The 14,464-nt window shown below is 69.1% G+C and carries 13 protein-coding genes; 12 read left to right on the top strand and 1 reads right to left on the bottom strand.

The window, feature by feature from the left end:
• The coding region (locus BMG07_RS23350; protein WP_198086541.1) for a murein hydrolase activator EnvC at positions 1-432 on the top strand (432 nt) is incomplete at its 5' end.
• Positions 433-535: 103 nt separating this feature from the next.
• Here the strand turns inward: BMG07_RS23350 and BMG07_RS23345 are convergent.
• Positions 536-793 carry a hypothetical protein gene (locus tag BMG07_RS23345; protein ID WP_198086540.1) on the bottom strand — a complete coding sequence of 86 codons (258 nt, stop codon included), beginning with the start codon at positions 791-793 and terminating at the stop codon, positions 536-538.
• Between the two features lie 61 nt (positions 794-854).
• On the opposite strand from BMG07_RS23345, the gene BMG07_RS23340 reads away from it, so the two are divergent.
• From BMG07_RS23340 to BMG07_RS23290, 11 genes are all read left to right on the top strand, one after another.
• Positions 855-1,979: a DNA repair exonuclease gene (locus tag BMG07_RS23340; RefSeq protein ID WP_198086539.1), complete on the top strand. Its 1,125-nt coding sequence runs from the start codon at positions 855-857 to the stop codon at positions 1,977-1,979.
• Between the two features lie 2 nt (positions 1,980-1,981).
• Positions 1,982-4,609, top strand: a complete 2,628-nt coding sequence (locus BMG07_RS23335; RefSeq protein WP_198086538.1) for an AAA family ATPase — start codon at positions 1,982-1,984, stop codon at positions 4,607-4,609.
• 108 nt (positions 4,610-4,717) lie between these two features.
• A complete protein-coding gene (locus tag BMG07_RS23330; protein WP_198086537.1) occupies positions 4,718-5,155 on the top strand; it encodes a hypothetical protein in 438 nt (145 codons plus the stop codon).
• 165 nt (positions 5,156-5,320) lie between these two features.
• Positions 5,321-5,791, top strand: coding sequence for a lipocalin-like domain-containing protein (locus tag BMG07_RS23325; protein ID WP_198086536.1), 471 nt, complete (start codon positions 5,321-5,323; stop codon positions 5,789-5,791).
• Positions 5,788-7,518: a phenylacetic acid degradation protein PaaN gene (gene paaN / locus BMG07_RS23320; RefSeq protein WP_198086535.1), complete on the top strand. Its 1,731-nt coding sequence runs from the start codon at positions 5,788-5,790 to the stop codon at positions 7,516-7,518. The genes BMG07_RS23325 and paaN overlap by 4 nt, the downstream gene beginning before the upstream one ends.
• 11 nt (positions 7,519-7,529) lie before the next feature.
• On the top strand, positions 7,530-8,975 hold the full coding sequence (locus BMG07_RS23315; protein WP_198086534.1) for a carotenoid oxygenase family protein: 1,446 nt from the start codon (positions 7,530-7,532) through the stop codon (positions 8,973-8,975).
• Between the two features lie 16 nt (positions 8,976-8,991).
• Positions 8,992-10,746 (top strand): class I adenylate-forming enzyme family protein, encoded by a 1,755-nt coding sequence (locus BMG07_RS23310; RefSeq protein WP_198086533.1) that lies wholly within the window; start codon positions 8,992-8,994, stop codon positions 10,744-10,746.
• Positions 10,743-11,474, top strand: a complete 732-nt coding sequence (locus BMG07_RS23305; protein ID WP_198086532.1) for an alpha/beta fold hydrolase — start codon at positions 10,743-10,745, stop codon at positions 11,472-11,474. The genes BMG07_RS23310 and BMG07_RS23305 overlap by 4 nt, the downstream gene beginning before the upstream one ends.
• Positions 11,471-12,427 carry a tripartite tricarboxylate transporter substrate binding protein gene (locus tag BMG07_RS23300; protein ID WP_269759321.1) on the top strand — a complete coding sequence of 319 codons (957 nt, stop codon included), beginning with the start codon at positions 11,471-11,473 and terminating at the stop codon, positions 12,425-12,427. Before BMG07_RS23305 ends, BMG07_RS23300 begins: the two co-directional genes overlap by 4 nt.
• 28 nt (positions 12,428-12,455) lie before the next feature.
• On the top strand, positions 12,456-13,544 hold the full coding sequence (locus tag BMG07_RS23295) for a nitronate monooxygenase family protein (RefSeq protein WP_269759320.1): 1,089 nt from the start codon (positions 12,456-12,458) through the stop codon (positions 13,542-13,544).
• Positions 13,517-14,449: a helix-turn-helix domain-containing protein gene (locus BMG07_RS23290; RefSeq protein ID WP_198086531.1), complete on the top strand. Its 933-nt coding sequence runs from the start codon at positions 13,517-13,519 to the stop codon at positions 14,447-14,449. Before BMG07_RS23295 ends, BMG07_RS23290 begins: the two co-directional genes overlap by 28 nt.
• Positions 14,450-14,464 lie beyond the last annotated feature (15 nt).

Genomic DNA, 14,464 nt, shown 5'->3' with positions numbered 1-14,464 from the left:
GCCGAGCGCCCGAAGCCGCCGCGTCCCGCCGCCCGCGAGCCCGATCCCGTGGTGCCGCCGGCGGCCCGGCGCAGCGACTGGGGCTGGCCGGCGCAAGGCCAGGTGGTCGCGGGCTTCAACGGCACGAGCAACAAGGGCATCGACATCGGCGGCAACACGGGCGATCCGGTGGTGTCCATCGGCAACGGCTCGGTGGCCGTGACCGAAACGCTGCGCGGCTACGGCAGCGTGCTCATGGTCGACCACGGCGGTTCTTATATGTCGGTCTACACCAACGTGCGCACGGTGCTGGTGAAGCAGGGCCAGCGCGTGCAGCGGGGCCAGAAGATCGCCGAGGTCGGCAACGCCGATGCCGGCCACCCCAAGCTGCACTTCGAGATCCGCTACCGCGGCAAGGCCGTCGACCCCCGGCAATACCTGCCTGCGCGCTGAGCCGGCGCGCCGGCCCCATCCGCCGAAAGTTATCCCACGGATTGGGGATGTTCCCGGCCTTGCGGAGCGTGCAGACTCGCGCCCTCATTCGTCAAGGGGGAAGTCACATGGAGCTCACGCACTGGTTACTCGTCGGCACCGCGCTGGCGTTGATGCACGCTGAATGGTTTCTGCTGGCACCGTTCAGCGTCGACTGGAAGCCTTGCGGGCCCAGATCGCCGAGCAGGTCGCGCAGTCGGTCGCGCTGGCGAACGAATGCGCCGGGGCGCACGCGAGCAAGTAGACGCGCCCGCAGCCGAGGCAAAAAGAAAAAGAAGGCCCCGCCGCCGCGCCCACGGTCGAGATCGACATCGCGAGCCATCTAAGATGCTCGCTGTTTTCGAGACGACCGCAAGACGCGAGAGGCAAAGGGAGGGCCACGCATGATTTCTTTGCTCCATACCGCGGACTGGCAGATAGGCCGCGTGTTCTCGCAGTTCGAGCCCGACGACGCCGCGGCGCTGTTCGAGGCCCGCTTCAAGGTGGTGGAACGGCTGGCCGGCATCGCGACCGAGCGCGCCGTCGATGCGGTGCTGGTGGCGGGCGACGTGTTCGACCTGCAGACCGTGTCCGACAAGACCATCCGCCGCATGTTCAACGCGATGCAGGGCTTTGCCGGCCCGTGGCTGCTGATTCCGGGCAACCACGACTCGGCGCTGAGCGAATCGGTCTGGAGCCGCGCCGCCCGGCTCGGCGCGGTGCCGCCGAATGTCGTGTGCTGCCTGGAGCCGGTGGCGCGCACCGTGGCCGGCAAGTTCACGCTGCTGCCCGCGCCGCTCACGCAGCGCCACACCTACGGCGACCTCACCGAGTGGTTCGCGGCGGCCCCGTCCGAAGACGGCCTGCCGCGCATCGGCCTGGCGCACGGGTGCGTGCAGGGCATCCTGTCCGAGGACATCGACTCGGCCAATCCCATTGCCGCGGACCGCGCGGCGCTGGCCCGGCTCGACTACCTCGCGCTGGGCGACTGGCACGGCACGCGGCAGACCGACGAACGCACCTGGTACGCGGGCACGCCCGAGACCGATCGCTTTCGCGCCAACGATTCGGGGCAGGCGCTGCTGGTGACGATCGCCGGCGTGGGGGCGCCGCCCGTGGTCGAGCCGGTGCGCACCGGGCAGTTCGCATGGCAGCAGTGGGAACCGCGCCTGTCCGTGGCTTCGGACATCGACGAACTGGTCGAAAAACTGAACCTGGTCGGCGCCCATGACGTGCTGCAACTGCGCGCGCAGGGCAGCTGCGACCTCGGCGGCCACAACAAGCTGGACGCCGCGCGCGACGCCGCCAGCGCCCGTGCCCGCGCGCTGGTGTGGGACGGCGAGGCGCTGCGGCTGGAGCCGACCGAAGAAGACATCCAGGCGCTGCATGCCGACGGCTTCGTCGGCGAAGCGCTGCAAGACCTGCGCGCGCAGCAGGACGGCGCCGACGCCGAACTGGCGCGCGACGCGCTGCTGACGCTGGCCCGCATCCTCGATGCACAGGCGCCGCGCGCGGGGGCCGGCGCATGAGCATGAAGCTGCAACGCCTTCGCATCGAGAACTTCAAGCTGTTCCGCGCGCCGCTCGAAATTGGCGGCCTGGCGGACGGGCTGAACCTGTTTGCGGCGCCCAACGAGTCGGGCAAGTCGACCGTGGCCGAGGCCATTCGCGCGGCGTTCTTCGAGCGGCATCGCTCGAGCGCAGTCGAGCATCTGCGGCCCTGGGGCGAAAGCGCGGTCACGCCCACGGTCGAGATCGACTTCGCGCTCGACGGCAAGCCCTGCCGCCTCACCAAGGCTTTCCTCGGCAAGAAGCGCTGCGAGCTGACCATCGACGGCAAGCCGATGGACGGCGCGGTGGCGGAAGACCATCTGGCCGCGCTGCTGGGCTATCGCTTCCCGGGCAAGGGCGCGAGCACGCCCGAGCACATGGGCATTCCGGGGCTGCTGTGGATCAAGCAGGGCACGTCGCACGACATCTCGAACGCCGTGGGCTTCGCCAGCGACCATCTGCGCAATGCGCTCGGCGAGTCGCTGGGCGAACTTGCGTCGAGCAACGGCGACGCGGTGCTGAAGGCGGTGGAGAGCGAGCGCAACGAGCTGCTGACGCCCGCCGCCGGAACGCCGCGCGGCGCGTACGCGGACGCGATCAAGCTCCGCGACGAACTCGATGCCGAGCTGAACCGTTTGCGCGCCGACATCGAGGCGTACCAGTCGGGCGTCGACCGGCTTTCGGGAATGCGCCGCGATCATTTGCGCGACGAGGCCGCGCGGCCCTGGGCGGCGCTGCGCGAACAGCTCACCGGCGCGCAGCAGCGCCTGAACGAAGCCAAGGGGCTGGCGGACCGCAAGACCGCGCAAGACGCCGCGCTGCGGCAGGCCACGGTGCAAGTCAATGCCTTGCGCACGCAGCTGCAGGCGATGGAGCGGGAAGAGGCCACCGTCGTCCAGCGCGAGAAGAACCTGCTGACGGTGCAGGAAGGCCTTGGCAAGGCCATGGAAGAACTGCAAGCCTGGGAGCCGCGCCATGCGGCAGCGGCGCAGAGTGACGCCGCCGCGCGCGAAAGCCTGCGGCTCGCACGCCAGGCTGCCGCACGCGTTGCCCAGCAAAAGACTGTCGACAGCCTCGCGGAACAACTCGCGGCGCTGGCGCAAAGCCACGAGAAGGCCAAGAGCGAACAGGACAAGGTCACACGCCTGCAAGCCGAGGCGCAAGCGCTCGCGGTACCCGACGGCGAACTCAAGCGGCTGCAGCGCTGCGCCGACACGCTGCGCACCGCGCAGGCGAAGCTCGACGCGGTGGCCACCGCGCTGGAGTTCGATCTGCTGCCGGGCGCCGGGGTGCGCGTGGCGGGCGCGGCGGTGTCGGGGCTGACCCGGCGGACCGTCATTGCGCGCACCGGCATCGAGATCGAAGGCGTGGGCCGCATCACGGTGTTGCCGGGCGGCACCGACCTCGAAACCCTGGCCATCGAACGCGACCGCGCACGTGACGAGCTGGCCGCGCGGCTGCAGGCCTTGCGCGCCGACAGCGTGGCCGCCGTCGAAGAGCGCGAGCGGCAGCAAGCGCTGCGCAAGGGCGAGGCGGTCGCGGCGGAGTCGGTGCTGGCCGCGCTGGCACCCAAGGGGTTGAGCGCGCTCGCGGCCGATATCGCCGCGCGCGAGGCCCGTCTTTCCGAGGCGCGCCAGGTGCTGCAGGCCATGCCGGCGTCCGATGCACAGACCCCATCGACCGCGCAGGCCGAATCGGAAGAGGGCGCCGCCCGTGCCGCGCTGGCCACGGCATCGGCCGCGCTGAACGACGCCAAGGTGGCGGCCGGCAATGCGCGCGAGCAGGTCAAGGCGGCTGAAGCCGAACTCGCCGCCGTGAAGGCCACGCTGAACGACCCGCAGCGCGCGGGCCGCAAGGCCGAGGCCGGCGCGGCGCTGACCGATGCGCTGGCGCAGCACGCGGCCGTGCAGGACAAGGTCGGCGAACTCGCGCAGCAGCTGCAGACCGTCAACCTGCCCGTGCTCGCGCAGGACGTCGAGCGGCTGGAGCGCAGCGTCAGGCAGGCCGAGGCGACGCACAGCCAGCGCGCCAACGACATCACGCGGCTCGAAGTCGAGCTCCAGGTGAAGGGCGCGTCGGGCCTGGAAGAGTCCGCGTCCGAGAAGCAACGCGAGCTTGACCATGCCACGCGCCGATGCGCCGAGTTCCATCGCCGCTCGAAGGCGCTCGACCACCTGCTCAAGCTGCTGCGCGAGAAGCGCTCGACGCTCGCGCGGCGTTTGCGTGCGCCGCTGCAGAAGCACCTGGACCACTACCTGCAGATTCTTTTCCCCGGCGCGCAGGTCGAAGTCGGTGAAGACCTGTCGCCGGGCCGCATCACGCGGCAAGGCTTGCGCGGCGCCCAGAGCGGCGAGTTCGAGGAGCTGAGCGTCGGCGCGCGCGAGCAGATGGGCGTGGTCGCCCGGCTCGCCTATGCCGACCTGCTGAAGGAAGCGCGCAAGCCGACCCTGCTGATCCTCGACGACGCGCTCGTCAACACCGACGAAGAGCGGCTCAAGCAGATGAAGCGGGTGCTGTACGACGCGGCAACACGGCACCAGATCCTGGTGTTCAGCTGCCACCCCGAGGCCTGGCGCGACCTGGGCGTGGTGGCGCGAAGCATTCCGTAGCACGCCCGCGGCCAGCGCAGGCTACCGCGCGCGTGAGCGTCGGCGCGCGCGGTTTTTGCGCACTGTCCTACGGCCGCGAGGTGCGGCGCAACTTCTGATGGCGCCATCATGCAAAGCTTCGTGGATCGCGCGCTCCAGCTTCTTCAGCAGATGGCCTATGCCCGGGTGATGTGCGAGTTTCATCGCCTGCAGGACGTGCGCTGCCGCGCGTCGGATGTCTGCAGCAACGGCTTCGTCAGGGCGCAGGAACGCATGGCGAAATGCGAGCAACGCTTCGTCGCGTACCAGGCCACCCTGGGCGACCCCGAGAAAGTGGCCGCCGTGCGCGTGGCGCGCGCGCTGTATCTGCGGCTGCTGCTGCAAAGCGCTACCGCGCGCCTGCAGCCTTGGAGCGACGTCGCCGACATCATGCAGATGCCGCCGTCCCACATGTTCGAGTGGATCGCACACGACTTCGAGCGGCTGGAACTGGCTGCGCTCGAAGACGCGATGACGCCGGCCGAGATCGTGCTGTACACGCGCTCGATCGAAGGCGTGCACGGCTGAGTTTCAGCCCTGGGGCCGCGCGGTCGCGCCAAGCCCTGAACCCGACAAGACTCCTTCCGCCGCCCACTGACTCCCTCGCGACATGCGTGCGGATTGCCCCTGTTGCCTTTTTCATCCAGCTGTCTAAACTGAGTTCAGTTAAGAAAGTTAAAAGGAGACAAGGCGATGCAAAAGGGCAATCCGTTGCAGGGCACCTGGCAACTGGTTCGATGGGACATCCGCTACGGCGACGGCCGGGCGCCGAGCCTGCCGTACGGCGATGCGGCGAGCGGGCTGATCCTGTACAGCGACGACGGCTGGATGAACGCCTGCATCGCCCGCGCCGGGCGCGCCAGGCTGTCGAGCGAGAGCGTGCGCAGCGCGCCCGAGGCCGAGCGGCTGTCGGCCTTCGAGAGCTACTTCCAGTACGCGGGGCGCTATGAAGTGCGGCAGAAGGAGGGCGGCGGCCAGCAGGTGGTGCACTCGGTCACGCAGTCGCTCAACCCGAACTTCGTGGGCACCCAGCAGGTGCGGGACATGCATTTCGACGGCGAGGGCGGGCTCACGCTGTCGGCGTCCGACACGGTGCCGGGCACGGACGTGGCGCGGCATCACCGGCTGATGTGGAAGCGTGCGGACACGGGGAGCGGCCGATGAACGCGGTGCTGCGGCCCGAAGCCGTGCCCGCAACGCTGTTCGACAAGCACCGCGCCACCTTCGAGCGCGCCGTGCTGGCTTGCCGCGAACGGCATGCGTGGAGCCCGTACCCGGAGCAGCCGGGCAAGTACCCGGATGCGGCTGCGGCGCAGGCCGCGGGGCTGGCCGCCTTCGAGGCCCACAGGGGCAGCGCCTTCGCTCTCGAACAGCCCGGCGCGGTCGGCGAACTCGGCGAGGAAGTCTCGCCGTACACGCGAAAGCCACTGGGCGTGCGCTACCCCCGGTCCGGCATCGACGCGCTGTTCGACGCCGCGGAGGCCGCAATCGGCGATTGGGCCGAGGCATCGGTAGACACCCGCATCGGCGTGCTGATGGAAGCACTCGACACGCTCTACCGCGAGCACTTGTTCGAGATCGTCCACGCCGTCATGCACACGGCCGGCCAGAGCTTCAACATGGCCTACGCGGGTTCCGGCGTGAACGCCCTGGACCGCGGCATCGAGGTGCTGGTGCATGCCCGGCAGGCGATGGACGCGATCACGCCCCGTGCCCGCTGGGAGCGCGCCTTCGGCACCACGAAGATCGTGCTCGACAAGCGCTATCGCCTGGTACCGCGCGGCGTGGCCGTGTGCTTCAGTTGCGCGAGCTTTCCGACGTGGAACGCGTGGCCGTCGATGCTCGCGAGCCTGGCGACGGGCAACGCCGTCATCGTCAAGCCGCATCCCGCCACGGTGCTGCCGATGGCGATCACCGTGCGCGTGTTCCGCGCCGTGCTGGCGGCGGCGGGGTTCGACGCGAACCTCGTCACGCTCGCGCTCGACACGCAGGCCGAGCCCATCGGCAAGCTGCTGGTTCAGCATCCGAAGACCGCCATCGTCGACTTCACCGGCAGCGTGGCCTTCGGCCAATGGGTGGAGCGCAACGCGCACCCCGCGCTGGCCTTCACCGAGACCGCCGGATGCAACACGGTGGTGATCGACTCGGTGACCGACCTCGACGCCGTGCTGCGCAGCCTGGCCACCACGCTGTGCATGTTCAGCGCGCAGATGTGCACCAGCCCGCAGAACATCTACCTGCCGAAACAGGGCGTGCGCACGCCGCGCGGCACGGTCGGCTTCGACGAGGTGGCCCGCAGGCTGGCCGACGCGGTGAAGGCCCTGACGGGCGACCCGAAGAAGGCCGCGATGATCCTCGCCACGCTGCAGTCCGATCGCACGCACGCCATGCTCGACGGCATGGCGGCCGAGGGCGAGCGGCGCGGTGAAGTGCTGCTGCGGCACGCACCCTACAGCCACCCCGAGTACCCCGAGGCCCGCACGAGCACGCCGCTGATGCTCAAGGTCGGCAAGGGCGAGCGCGACCTGTACGGCGAAGAGCGCTTCGGCCCGGTCAGCTTCGTCATCGCCTGCGACGACGCGGCCGACGCGCTCGCGCAAGCCACGCGCGACGCCAAAGAGTTCGGTGGCCTCACGGCTTTCTTCTATTCGACCGACGCCGCTTTCGTCGAACGCGCGGAGCGGGCCTTCGCACGCGCCGGCGCACAGCTTACGGTCAACCTCACGGGCCCGATGCCGCTGAACTTCGCGGCGGCCTACAGCGACTACCACGTCACCGGGCTCAACCCGGCGGGCAACGCCAGCCTGACCGACCTGGCGTTCGTCACGGGGCGCTTTCGCATTTCGCAATCGCGGCAGCCCGTGCCGGCCGCCGACACCACCACAGCCTGAAGGAGACAACGATGGGACACAACGACATTCCGGTGCTCAGCGGCGGCTTCGCGCCAATCGATGGAGAGATCACGCTCGACCTGACCGACGTGCAGGGCGAGATTCCGAAAGACCTGACGGGCATGCACGTGCGCAACGGCCCCAACCGGCGCTTCGAGGCCCCGGGCCGTTATCACTGGTTCGACGGCGACGGCATGCTGCATGCGGTGCGCTTCGAGGGCGGCCGCGCGCAGTACCTCAACCGCTGGGTCATGACCGATGGCCTGCGCGAGGAACTGGCGGCAGGCACCGCGCTGTGGCAGGGCATCAAGGACCCGCCGCGCAAGGACCGGCCCGACGCACCGATCAAGAACACCTCGAACACCGACGTCAAGTTCTACGCCGGCAACCTGGTGTCGATGTGGTACCTGGGCGGCGAGGTCTACCGCTGCAGCCCGAACGACCTGTCGACGCTGGGCAAGGTCGACTTCGACCCGCGCATGAAGGGCCTGCCGGTGTCGGCGCATTCGAAGGTGGACGAGCGCACGGGCGAATTCCTGTTCTTTGCCTACGGCAAGGAGTCGCCCTACATGCACTACGGCGTGATGGACCGCGCGGGCCAGCTGCAGACCTTCATGCCGGTGCAGTTGCCCGGCCCGCGCCTGCCGCACGACATGGCAATCACGCCCAACTACACCATCGTGCACGACCTGCCGCTGTTCTACGACATGGACGCCTTCGCGGCCGGGCGCCACAAGCTCAAGTTCCATCACACGCTGCCGTCGCGCTTCGGCGTGATCCCGCGCCACGGCACGCCCGAGCAGATCCGCTGGTTCGAGGCCAGCCCGACCTACATGTACCACGTGTCCAACGCGTGGGAAGAGAGCGACGGGCAGGGCGGCACCGAGATCGTGATGACGGGCACGCCGTTTCGGCTGCCGCGCGACTGGCACGGCAACGTGCTGGTCGATCACTTTCCGAAGATGCTGGCGAACCTGGAGCATGACTTCATGTTCTACGAGTGGCGTTTCAACCTGCGCACCGGCCAGACGCGCGAGCGCATCCTCGACGACATCGTCAACCAGGAATTTCCGGTCATCAACTCGTGGATGCAGGGCCACAAGACGCGCTATTCATGGAACGTGCTGATGGGCCGCAGCAACCGCGCCGAAGACCCGCGCTTTTGCGGCTTCGTGCGGCAAGACCTGCAGCGCGGCACCAGCACCAGCTACCACGAGGGCGTGCACAAGTGGTTCAGCGAGGCGCCGTTCGCGCCCAAGGACAACTGGAAGGCCGAGGACGACGGCTACCTCGTCGGCTTCATGTGGGACGACGAGGCCAAGGCCTCGTTCGTGACGGTGTTCGACGCCGCCGACATCGCCAAGGGCCCGGTCGCGCGCATCCGGCTGCCGCACCGCGTGCCCAATGGCTTCCACGCCACCTGGGTCAGCGGCGAGCGGCTCGCGCGCGGCTACTGAAAAGGCGCACCGCACCATGATCCTCGTGCCGCAAGAGAAGATCGACGCGTACACCGCCCAGGGGTGGTGGGGAGAGCACACGATGTGGTCGCTGTTCGGGCGCCACCTGCGCGAGCAGCCGCACGCCGAAGCCGTGGCCGACGCACCGAACCGCGCGGACTTCGCGCATGGCGCGCCGCGCCGACTGACGTGGGCTCAACTGGGCGGCGAGATCGACCGCTTCTGCCTGCTGCTGTCGGCGAACGGCATCCGCCGTGACGACGTGGTCGTGGTGCAGATGCCCAACTGCGTGGAACAGTTCGTGGCGTACCTGGCCTGCGCGCGGCTGGGCGTGATCGTCACGCCGGTGCCGATCCAGTACCGCGAGCATGAGCTGGGGCACATCCTCGATGTGACGCGGGCGCGGGCGGGCGTCACCTTCTCGCGGATCGGCAAGCCCGATGCGGGGCATGCGGCGGCGCGCATGTTCGCGGGGTTGCGCGAGGCGCATCCGTCGCTGCAGGTGGTGTTTGCATGGGGCGATGCGGTCGATGACGGCATGGTCGACGTGGCTTCGGCCATGCGCGAGGCACCCACGCCTGCGCAACTGCAGGCACTCGCGCAGGCCGAGCGCAACGCCGCCGTCACCGCCAACGACGTCTTCACCATCTGCTGGACTTCCGGCACCGAGGCCGCGCCCAAGGGCGTGCCGCGCAGCCACAACGAATGGCTGGTCATCGCGCCTTCGATCATCGAAGCCGGGGAAATCCGCCCCGGTGCGCGCCTGCTCAACCCGTTCCCGCTGGTCAACATGGCGGGCTTTTCCACCGCCATGGCCGCGTGGCTGGTGCTGGGCGGCACGGTGGTGCAGCACCAGCCGTTCACGCTGCCGGTGTTCCTGCAGCAACTGCGCGAAGAGCGCATCGACTACACGGTGGCGCCGCCCGCCATCCTGAACATGCTGCTGCAGAACGAGCAGCTGCTCGCGGGCATCGACTTCGAGCGCTTGTCGCGCATCGGCTCGGGCTCGGCGCCGCTGTCGGACTGGATGGTGCGCGGCTTTGCCGAGAAGCATGGCGTGCAGATCGTCAACTACTTCGGCTCGAACGAAGGCGCGGCGCTCTCAGGCAACCACGTCGACATTCCCGACCCGGAGCTGCGTGCCCAGTTCTTCCCGCGCGCCGGGGTGCAGGGCTACACGTGGAGCATCTCGACCACGCGCAAGATCCGCACGCGGCTGGTGGACATGGAGACCGGCGAAGACATCCAGGAGGCCGGCCGCCCCGGCGAGATCCGCTTCGACGGGCCGACCATCTTCAGCGGCTACTGGAACGCGCCCGAGCTGAGCCGCAAGGCCTTCGACGCGGCGGGCTTCTACCGGACCGGCGACCTGTTCGAGATCGCGGGCGACCGCAGCCAGTACTACCGCTACGTCGGCCGCTCGAAAGACCTGGTGATTCGCGGCGGCGTGAACATCTCGAGCGAGGAAATCGAGAATCTGCTGCTCGGCTGTCCCGGCGTGCGCGAGGTGGCGGTGGTCGGCGTGCCCGACGAAGTGTTGGGGGAAAAGCTCTGTGCATGCATCGTGGCGGCGGAGGGCGCGGAGCCCGTCACGCTCGAGGCGATCGGTGCGTTCCTGCGGGAGCACAAGCGCGTGGCCGTGTACAAGTTGCCCGAGCATTTACTGCTGTTGCAGGCGCTGCCGCGCAACCCGGTCGGCAAGATCCTCAAGCGCGAGCTGCGGGAACAGGCCCGGGCGCTGGCGGCATCGCGGGTGGGGGTGGCCGCATGAAGCCCGTGCTGTTGCTGATTCCCGGCATGCTCAACACGGCGGCCGTCTGGCGGTCCGTGGCGGCGCTGCTGGAAGACCGCTTCGAGGTGCGCATCGCCGATGTGCGGACGCAGGACAGCATCGCCGCGATGGCGCACGACGCCTGGGCCCGTGTGGCCGATGTGCCCGCGCATGTGCCGCTGGTGCTGTGCGGATTTTCAATGGGCGGCTATACGGCCATCGAGATGCTGGCCGGCAAGATGCCCCGGCCTGTCGATGCGCTGGCGCTGGTCGACACCTCGGCGCGGCCCGAGTCGGCCGAGGGGGCCGCCGCGCGCCTGAAGACCATCGCTGCGATCGAGCGCGATTTCGACAAGGTGGTGGCCGGCATCGCGCAGTTCGGCGTGGACCCGTCGCGTCATGCGGACGACGCCTGGATGGGCGCGATGCGCGCGCTGCTGCGCGAGGTCGACCCCGAGACGGCGATGCGCCAGAACCGCGCGATCACCACGCGCGGCGACCATCGCGCGGCATTGGCGGCGCTGCGCATTCCGGTGCTGGTGCTGTGCGGCCGCGCGGACCGCATCACGCCGCCCGAGCACTCGGAAGAACTGGCCGCGCTGATTCCGTCGGCGCAACTGGAATGGATCGAGACAGCCGGCCACATGACACCCATCGAGCAGCCCGTGCGCGTGGCCGCGCTGGTCGGTGCGCTCGCCGATCGCATGCAAGGAGACAAGACACCATGAAAAGACGCAACGCATGCCAGCGGCTCGGCGCCCTGGCCCTGATGTCGGCTGTACCCGCCGCCTTCGCGCAGGACGCGGCCGCGTTCCCCGACAAGCCCGTGCGCATCGTCGTGCCGTTCGCGGCCGGCAACACGCTCGATACGGCGCTGCGCCAGGTGGCGGAGGAATTCCGCGAGAACACCGGGCACCCGCTGCTGATCGACAACAAGCCCGGCGGCGGCGGCCTCATTGCCGCGCAGCACGTGATGGCCGCGCCGCCCAACGGCTACACCTTGCTGCTGGCCAACACCAGCATGTTCACCATCAACCCGCACACCTTCGCAAAGCTGCCCTACGACCCCGACAAGAGCTTTCGCCCGGTCACCAATTTCCTGGGCGCGTCGATGGTGCTGGCGGTGAACAACAGCGTGCCGGCCAACGATGTGAAGGAGTTCGTGGCCTGGGCGAAAGCGCGGCCGGGCAAGGTGTCGTTCGCCTCGTTCACGATGGGCAACTCGTCGCACTTCGCGGGCGTGATCCTGAACCAGCGCGCGGGCATCGACATGCTCCACGTGCCCTTCAACGGCACGCCGACGGCCGTCACCAGCCTGATCGGCGGGCAGGTCGATGCGGCCTTCCTGCCGCTGCTGGCGGTGAAGCCGCAGGTCGACGCGGGCAAGGTCAAGGTGCTGGCCGTGACCAGCCCGAAGCGCTCGCCGCTGATGCCGCAGATCGCCACCTTCGCGGAGCAGGGCTACCCCGATCTGGAGATCTACATCTGGGCCGCCATCGCGGCACCCGCTGGCACGCCCGATGCGGTGATCAACCGGCTCAACACCGAGTTCGTGAAGATCCTCAAGTCGGCCGACCTCAAGGAGAAGTGGCGCGCATGGACTTCGAGACCCTGCCGTCGACACCGCAGGAGTTCACCCGCTTCGCGCATGCCGACTCGAAGCGCTGGGCCGAGGCGGTGAAGATTTCCGGCTTCAAGGCGAGCGAATGATGCTGCGCCCGTCTTTCAACGACTCCCCCGTCAACCCCGAGCCTGCTGTCATGGACCGATCTTCCTTTGCCTTGCGCCTGCCCGTGTTCGCGGCGCCCATGTTCCTGATCTCCGGCCCGGCGCTGGTGCTGGCCGCGTGCAAGGCCGGCATCGTCGGCGCGTTCCCCACGCCCAACGCGCGGCCCGTCGAAATGCTCGACAGCTGGATGCGCGAGATCACCGAAGGCCTGGCCCGCGCGCGCGACGAACAGCCGGCGTCGACCATCGGCCCGTGGTGCGCGAACCTCGTCACGCACTCGTCGAACACGCGGCTGCCCGAAGACCTGGAGCTGGTCGCCAAATACAAGCCGCCCATCGTCGTCACTGCGCTCGGCAGTCCGAAGCCGGCCATCGACATCGTGCACGGCTACGGCGGCAAGGTGTTTGCCGACGTCATCAGCATCCACCTCGCGCGCAAGGCCGTGGCGGCCGGCGCCGACGGGCTGGCCTGCGTGTCGGCGGGGGCGGGAGGACACACCGGCTTTCTGTCGCCGTTCGCATTCGTGAGCGCGGTGCGCGAGTTCTTCGACGGCTACGTGGTCACGGGCGGCGGCATCAGCGACGGCTGGGGCGTGGCCGGCGCCATTGCCTCGGGCGCCGACTTCGTCTACATGGGCACGCGCTTCATTCCCGTGGCCGAGAGCATGGCCTCCGATGCGTACAAGCAGATGGTGGTCGACAGCAACATCGACGACCTGGTCGTGAGCGCGGGCATCACCGGCACGCCCGCGAGCTGGCTCAAGGCCTCGTTGCGCGCCAACGGCCTGGACCCCGACAACATGCCGTCGCGCCCGAACGGCAGTACGACAGCAGCCAGTCGATTGCCGCGCGGCGCTGGAAGGACGTGTGGGCCGCGGGGCAGGGCGTGGGCACGATCCGGCAGGTCGAGACGGTGGCTGCCGTGGTGGACCGGCTGGCCGCCGAATACGCGCAGGCCGCGCGCGCTTCGCGGAGCTGACGCGCACGCCGGCGACGGCATGACCGGCGCGCCGATTAGCATGGAGGCCCTGGATTTGCCTTCATGCCACAGACCCCCGACCTCGACCTGACCCGTGACGCGCTGGCCACCAGCACGCTGAGCCACGGCCTGCACCTGCTGGGCGACCGCTGGACGGTGGCGCTGATCCTCGGCGCCTTTTTGGGCGTGCGCCGTTTCGACGAATGGCAGACGCGGCTGGGCATTCCGCGCCAGACGCTGGCCGAGCGGCTGAAGGCGCTGACCGAGTTGGGCCTGCTGGGCCCGCGCCCCTATCAGGAGCGCCCGCCGCGCTACGACTACCACCTCACGCAGAAGGGCATGCAGCTCTACAACCACGTGCTCATGATGTGGGCGTGGGAGCGACGCTGGGGGTCTCGCAGCCTGGCGCTGCCGCAGCGCCTCGTGCACAAGACCTGCGGCCATGCCTTCGTGCCGCGCATGAGCTGTTCGGCCTGCAACGAGAAGGTCGGCATTCGCGACCTGACGTTCTCACTCGAGGTGAACGAGGCGCTGCGCGCCGTGCCGGCGCCGCGCCAGCGGGGCGCGCGGCTCACGCCGGAAGAGGGCGCGCAGATGGGCCTGGGCCTGCGCGTGGACCGCTGGGCGTTATTGATCGTCTCGGCGGTGCTGCTGGGCTGCCACTACTTCGACCAGATCAGCCACGTGCTGGGCATCGGCAGCAGCGTGCTCGCGCGGCGGCTGGCCGGCATGGTCGATTCGGGGTTGCTGCTGTGCCAGCCCGACCTGAACGACGCGCGCCGCAAGATCTACCGGCTCACGCCCGCGAGCAACGATTTGTCGGGCTACATCATCTGTTTTTCGAACTGGGCCAGCCGCTTTCATTTTCATGAGCCGAGCTCGATACGGCCGACGCACAAGGGGTGCGGGCAGCCGTTCGTGCCGCAGGTGGTGTGCGGGCATTGCGAGGAGCCGTTGTTGCCTTGGGAGGTGGTGGCCGAGGGGCATGCCGGCTAGCCCGGCATATCGGCG

Origin of the sequence: Variovorax sp. E3, from assembly GCF_016082275.1 — a bacterium.
Lineage (GTDB): Bacteria > Pseudomonadota > Gammaproteobacteria > Burkholderiales > Burkholderiaceae_C > Variovorax.
Note: the sequence above shows the minus strand (reverse complement) of the source record. Positions and strands in the feature narration are given on the sequence as shown.

Excerpts from the sequence above, each read along its gene's own strand:
- BMG07_RS23345 (WP_198086540.1), bottom strand. The coding sequence starts at position 793 with ATGGCTCGCGATGTCGATCTCGACCGTGGGCGCGGCGGCGGGGCCTTC.
- BMG07_RS23340 (WP_198086539.1), top strand. The coding sequence starts at position 855 with ATGATTTCTTTGCTCCATACCGCGGACTGGCAGATAGGCCGCGTGTTC.
- BMG07_RS23335 (WP_198086538.1), top strand. The coding sequence starts at position 1,982 with ATGAAGCTGCAACGCCTTCGCATCGAGAACTTCAAGCTGTTCCGCGCG.
- BMG07_RS23330 (WP_198086537.1), top strand. The coding sequence starts at position 4,718 with ATGCAAAGCTTCGTGGATCGCGCGCTCCAGCTTCTTCAGCAGATGGCC.
- BMG07_RS23325 (WP_198086536.1), top strand. The coding sequence starts at position 5,321 with ATGCAAAAGGGCAATCCGTTGCAGGGCACCTGGCAACTGGTTCGATGG.
- paaN (WP_198086535.1), top strand. The coding sequence starts at position 5,788 with ATGAACGCGGTGCTGCGGCCCGAAGCCGTGCCCGCAACGCTGTTCGAC.
- BMG07_RS23315 (WP_198086534.1), top strand. The coding sequence starts at position 7,530 with ATGGGACACAACGACATTCCGGTGCTCAGCGGCGGCTTCGCGCCAATC.
- BMG07_RS23310 (WP_198086533.1), top strand. The coding sequence starts at position 8,992 with ATGATCCTCGTGCCGCAAGAGAAGATCGACGCGTACACCGCCCAGGGG.
- BMG07_RS23305 (WP_198086532.1), top strand. The coding sequence starts at position 10,743 with ATGAAGCCCGTGCTGTTGCTGATTCCCGGCATGCTCAACACGGCGGCC.
- BMG07_RS23300 (WP_269759321.1), top strand. The coding sequence starts at position 11,471 with ATGAAAAGACGCAACGCATGCCAGCGGCTCGGCGCCCTGGCCCTGATG.
- BMG07_RS23295 (WP_269759320.1), top strand. The coding sequence starts at position 12,456 with ATGCTGCGCCCGTCTTTCAACGACTCCCCCGTCAACCCCGAGCCTGCT.
- BMG07_RS23290 (WP_198086531.1), top strand. The coding sequence starts at position 13,517 with ATGCCACAGACCCCCGACCTCGACCTGACCCGTGACGCGCTGGCCACC.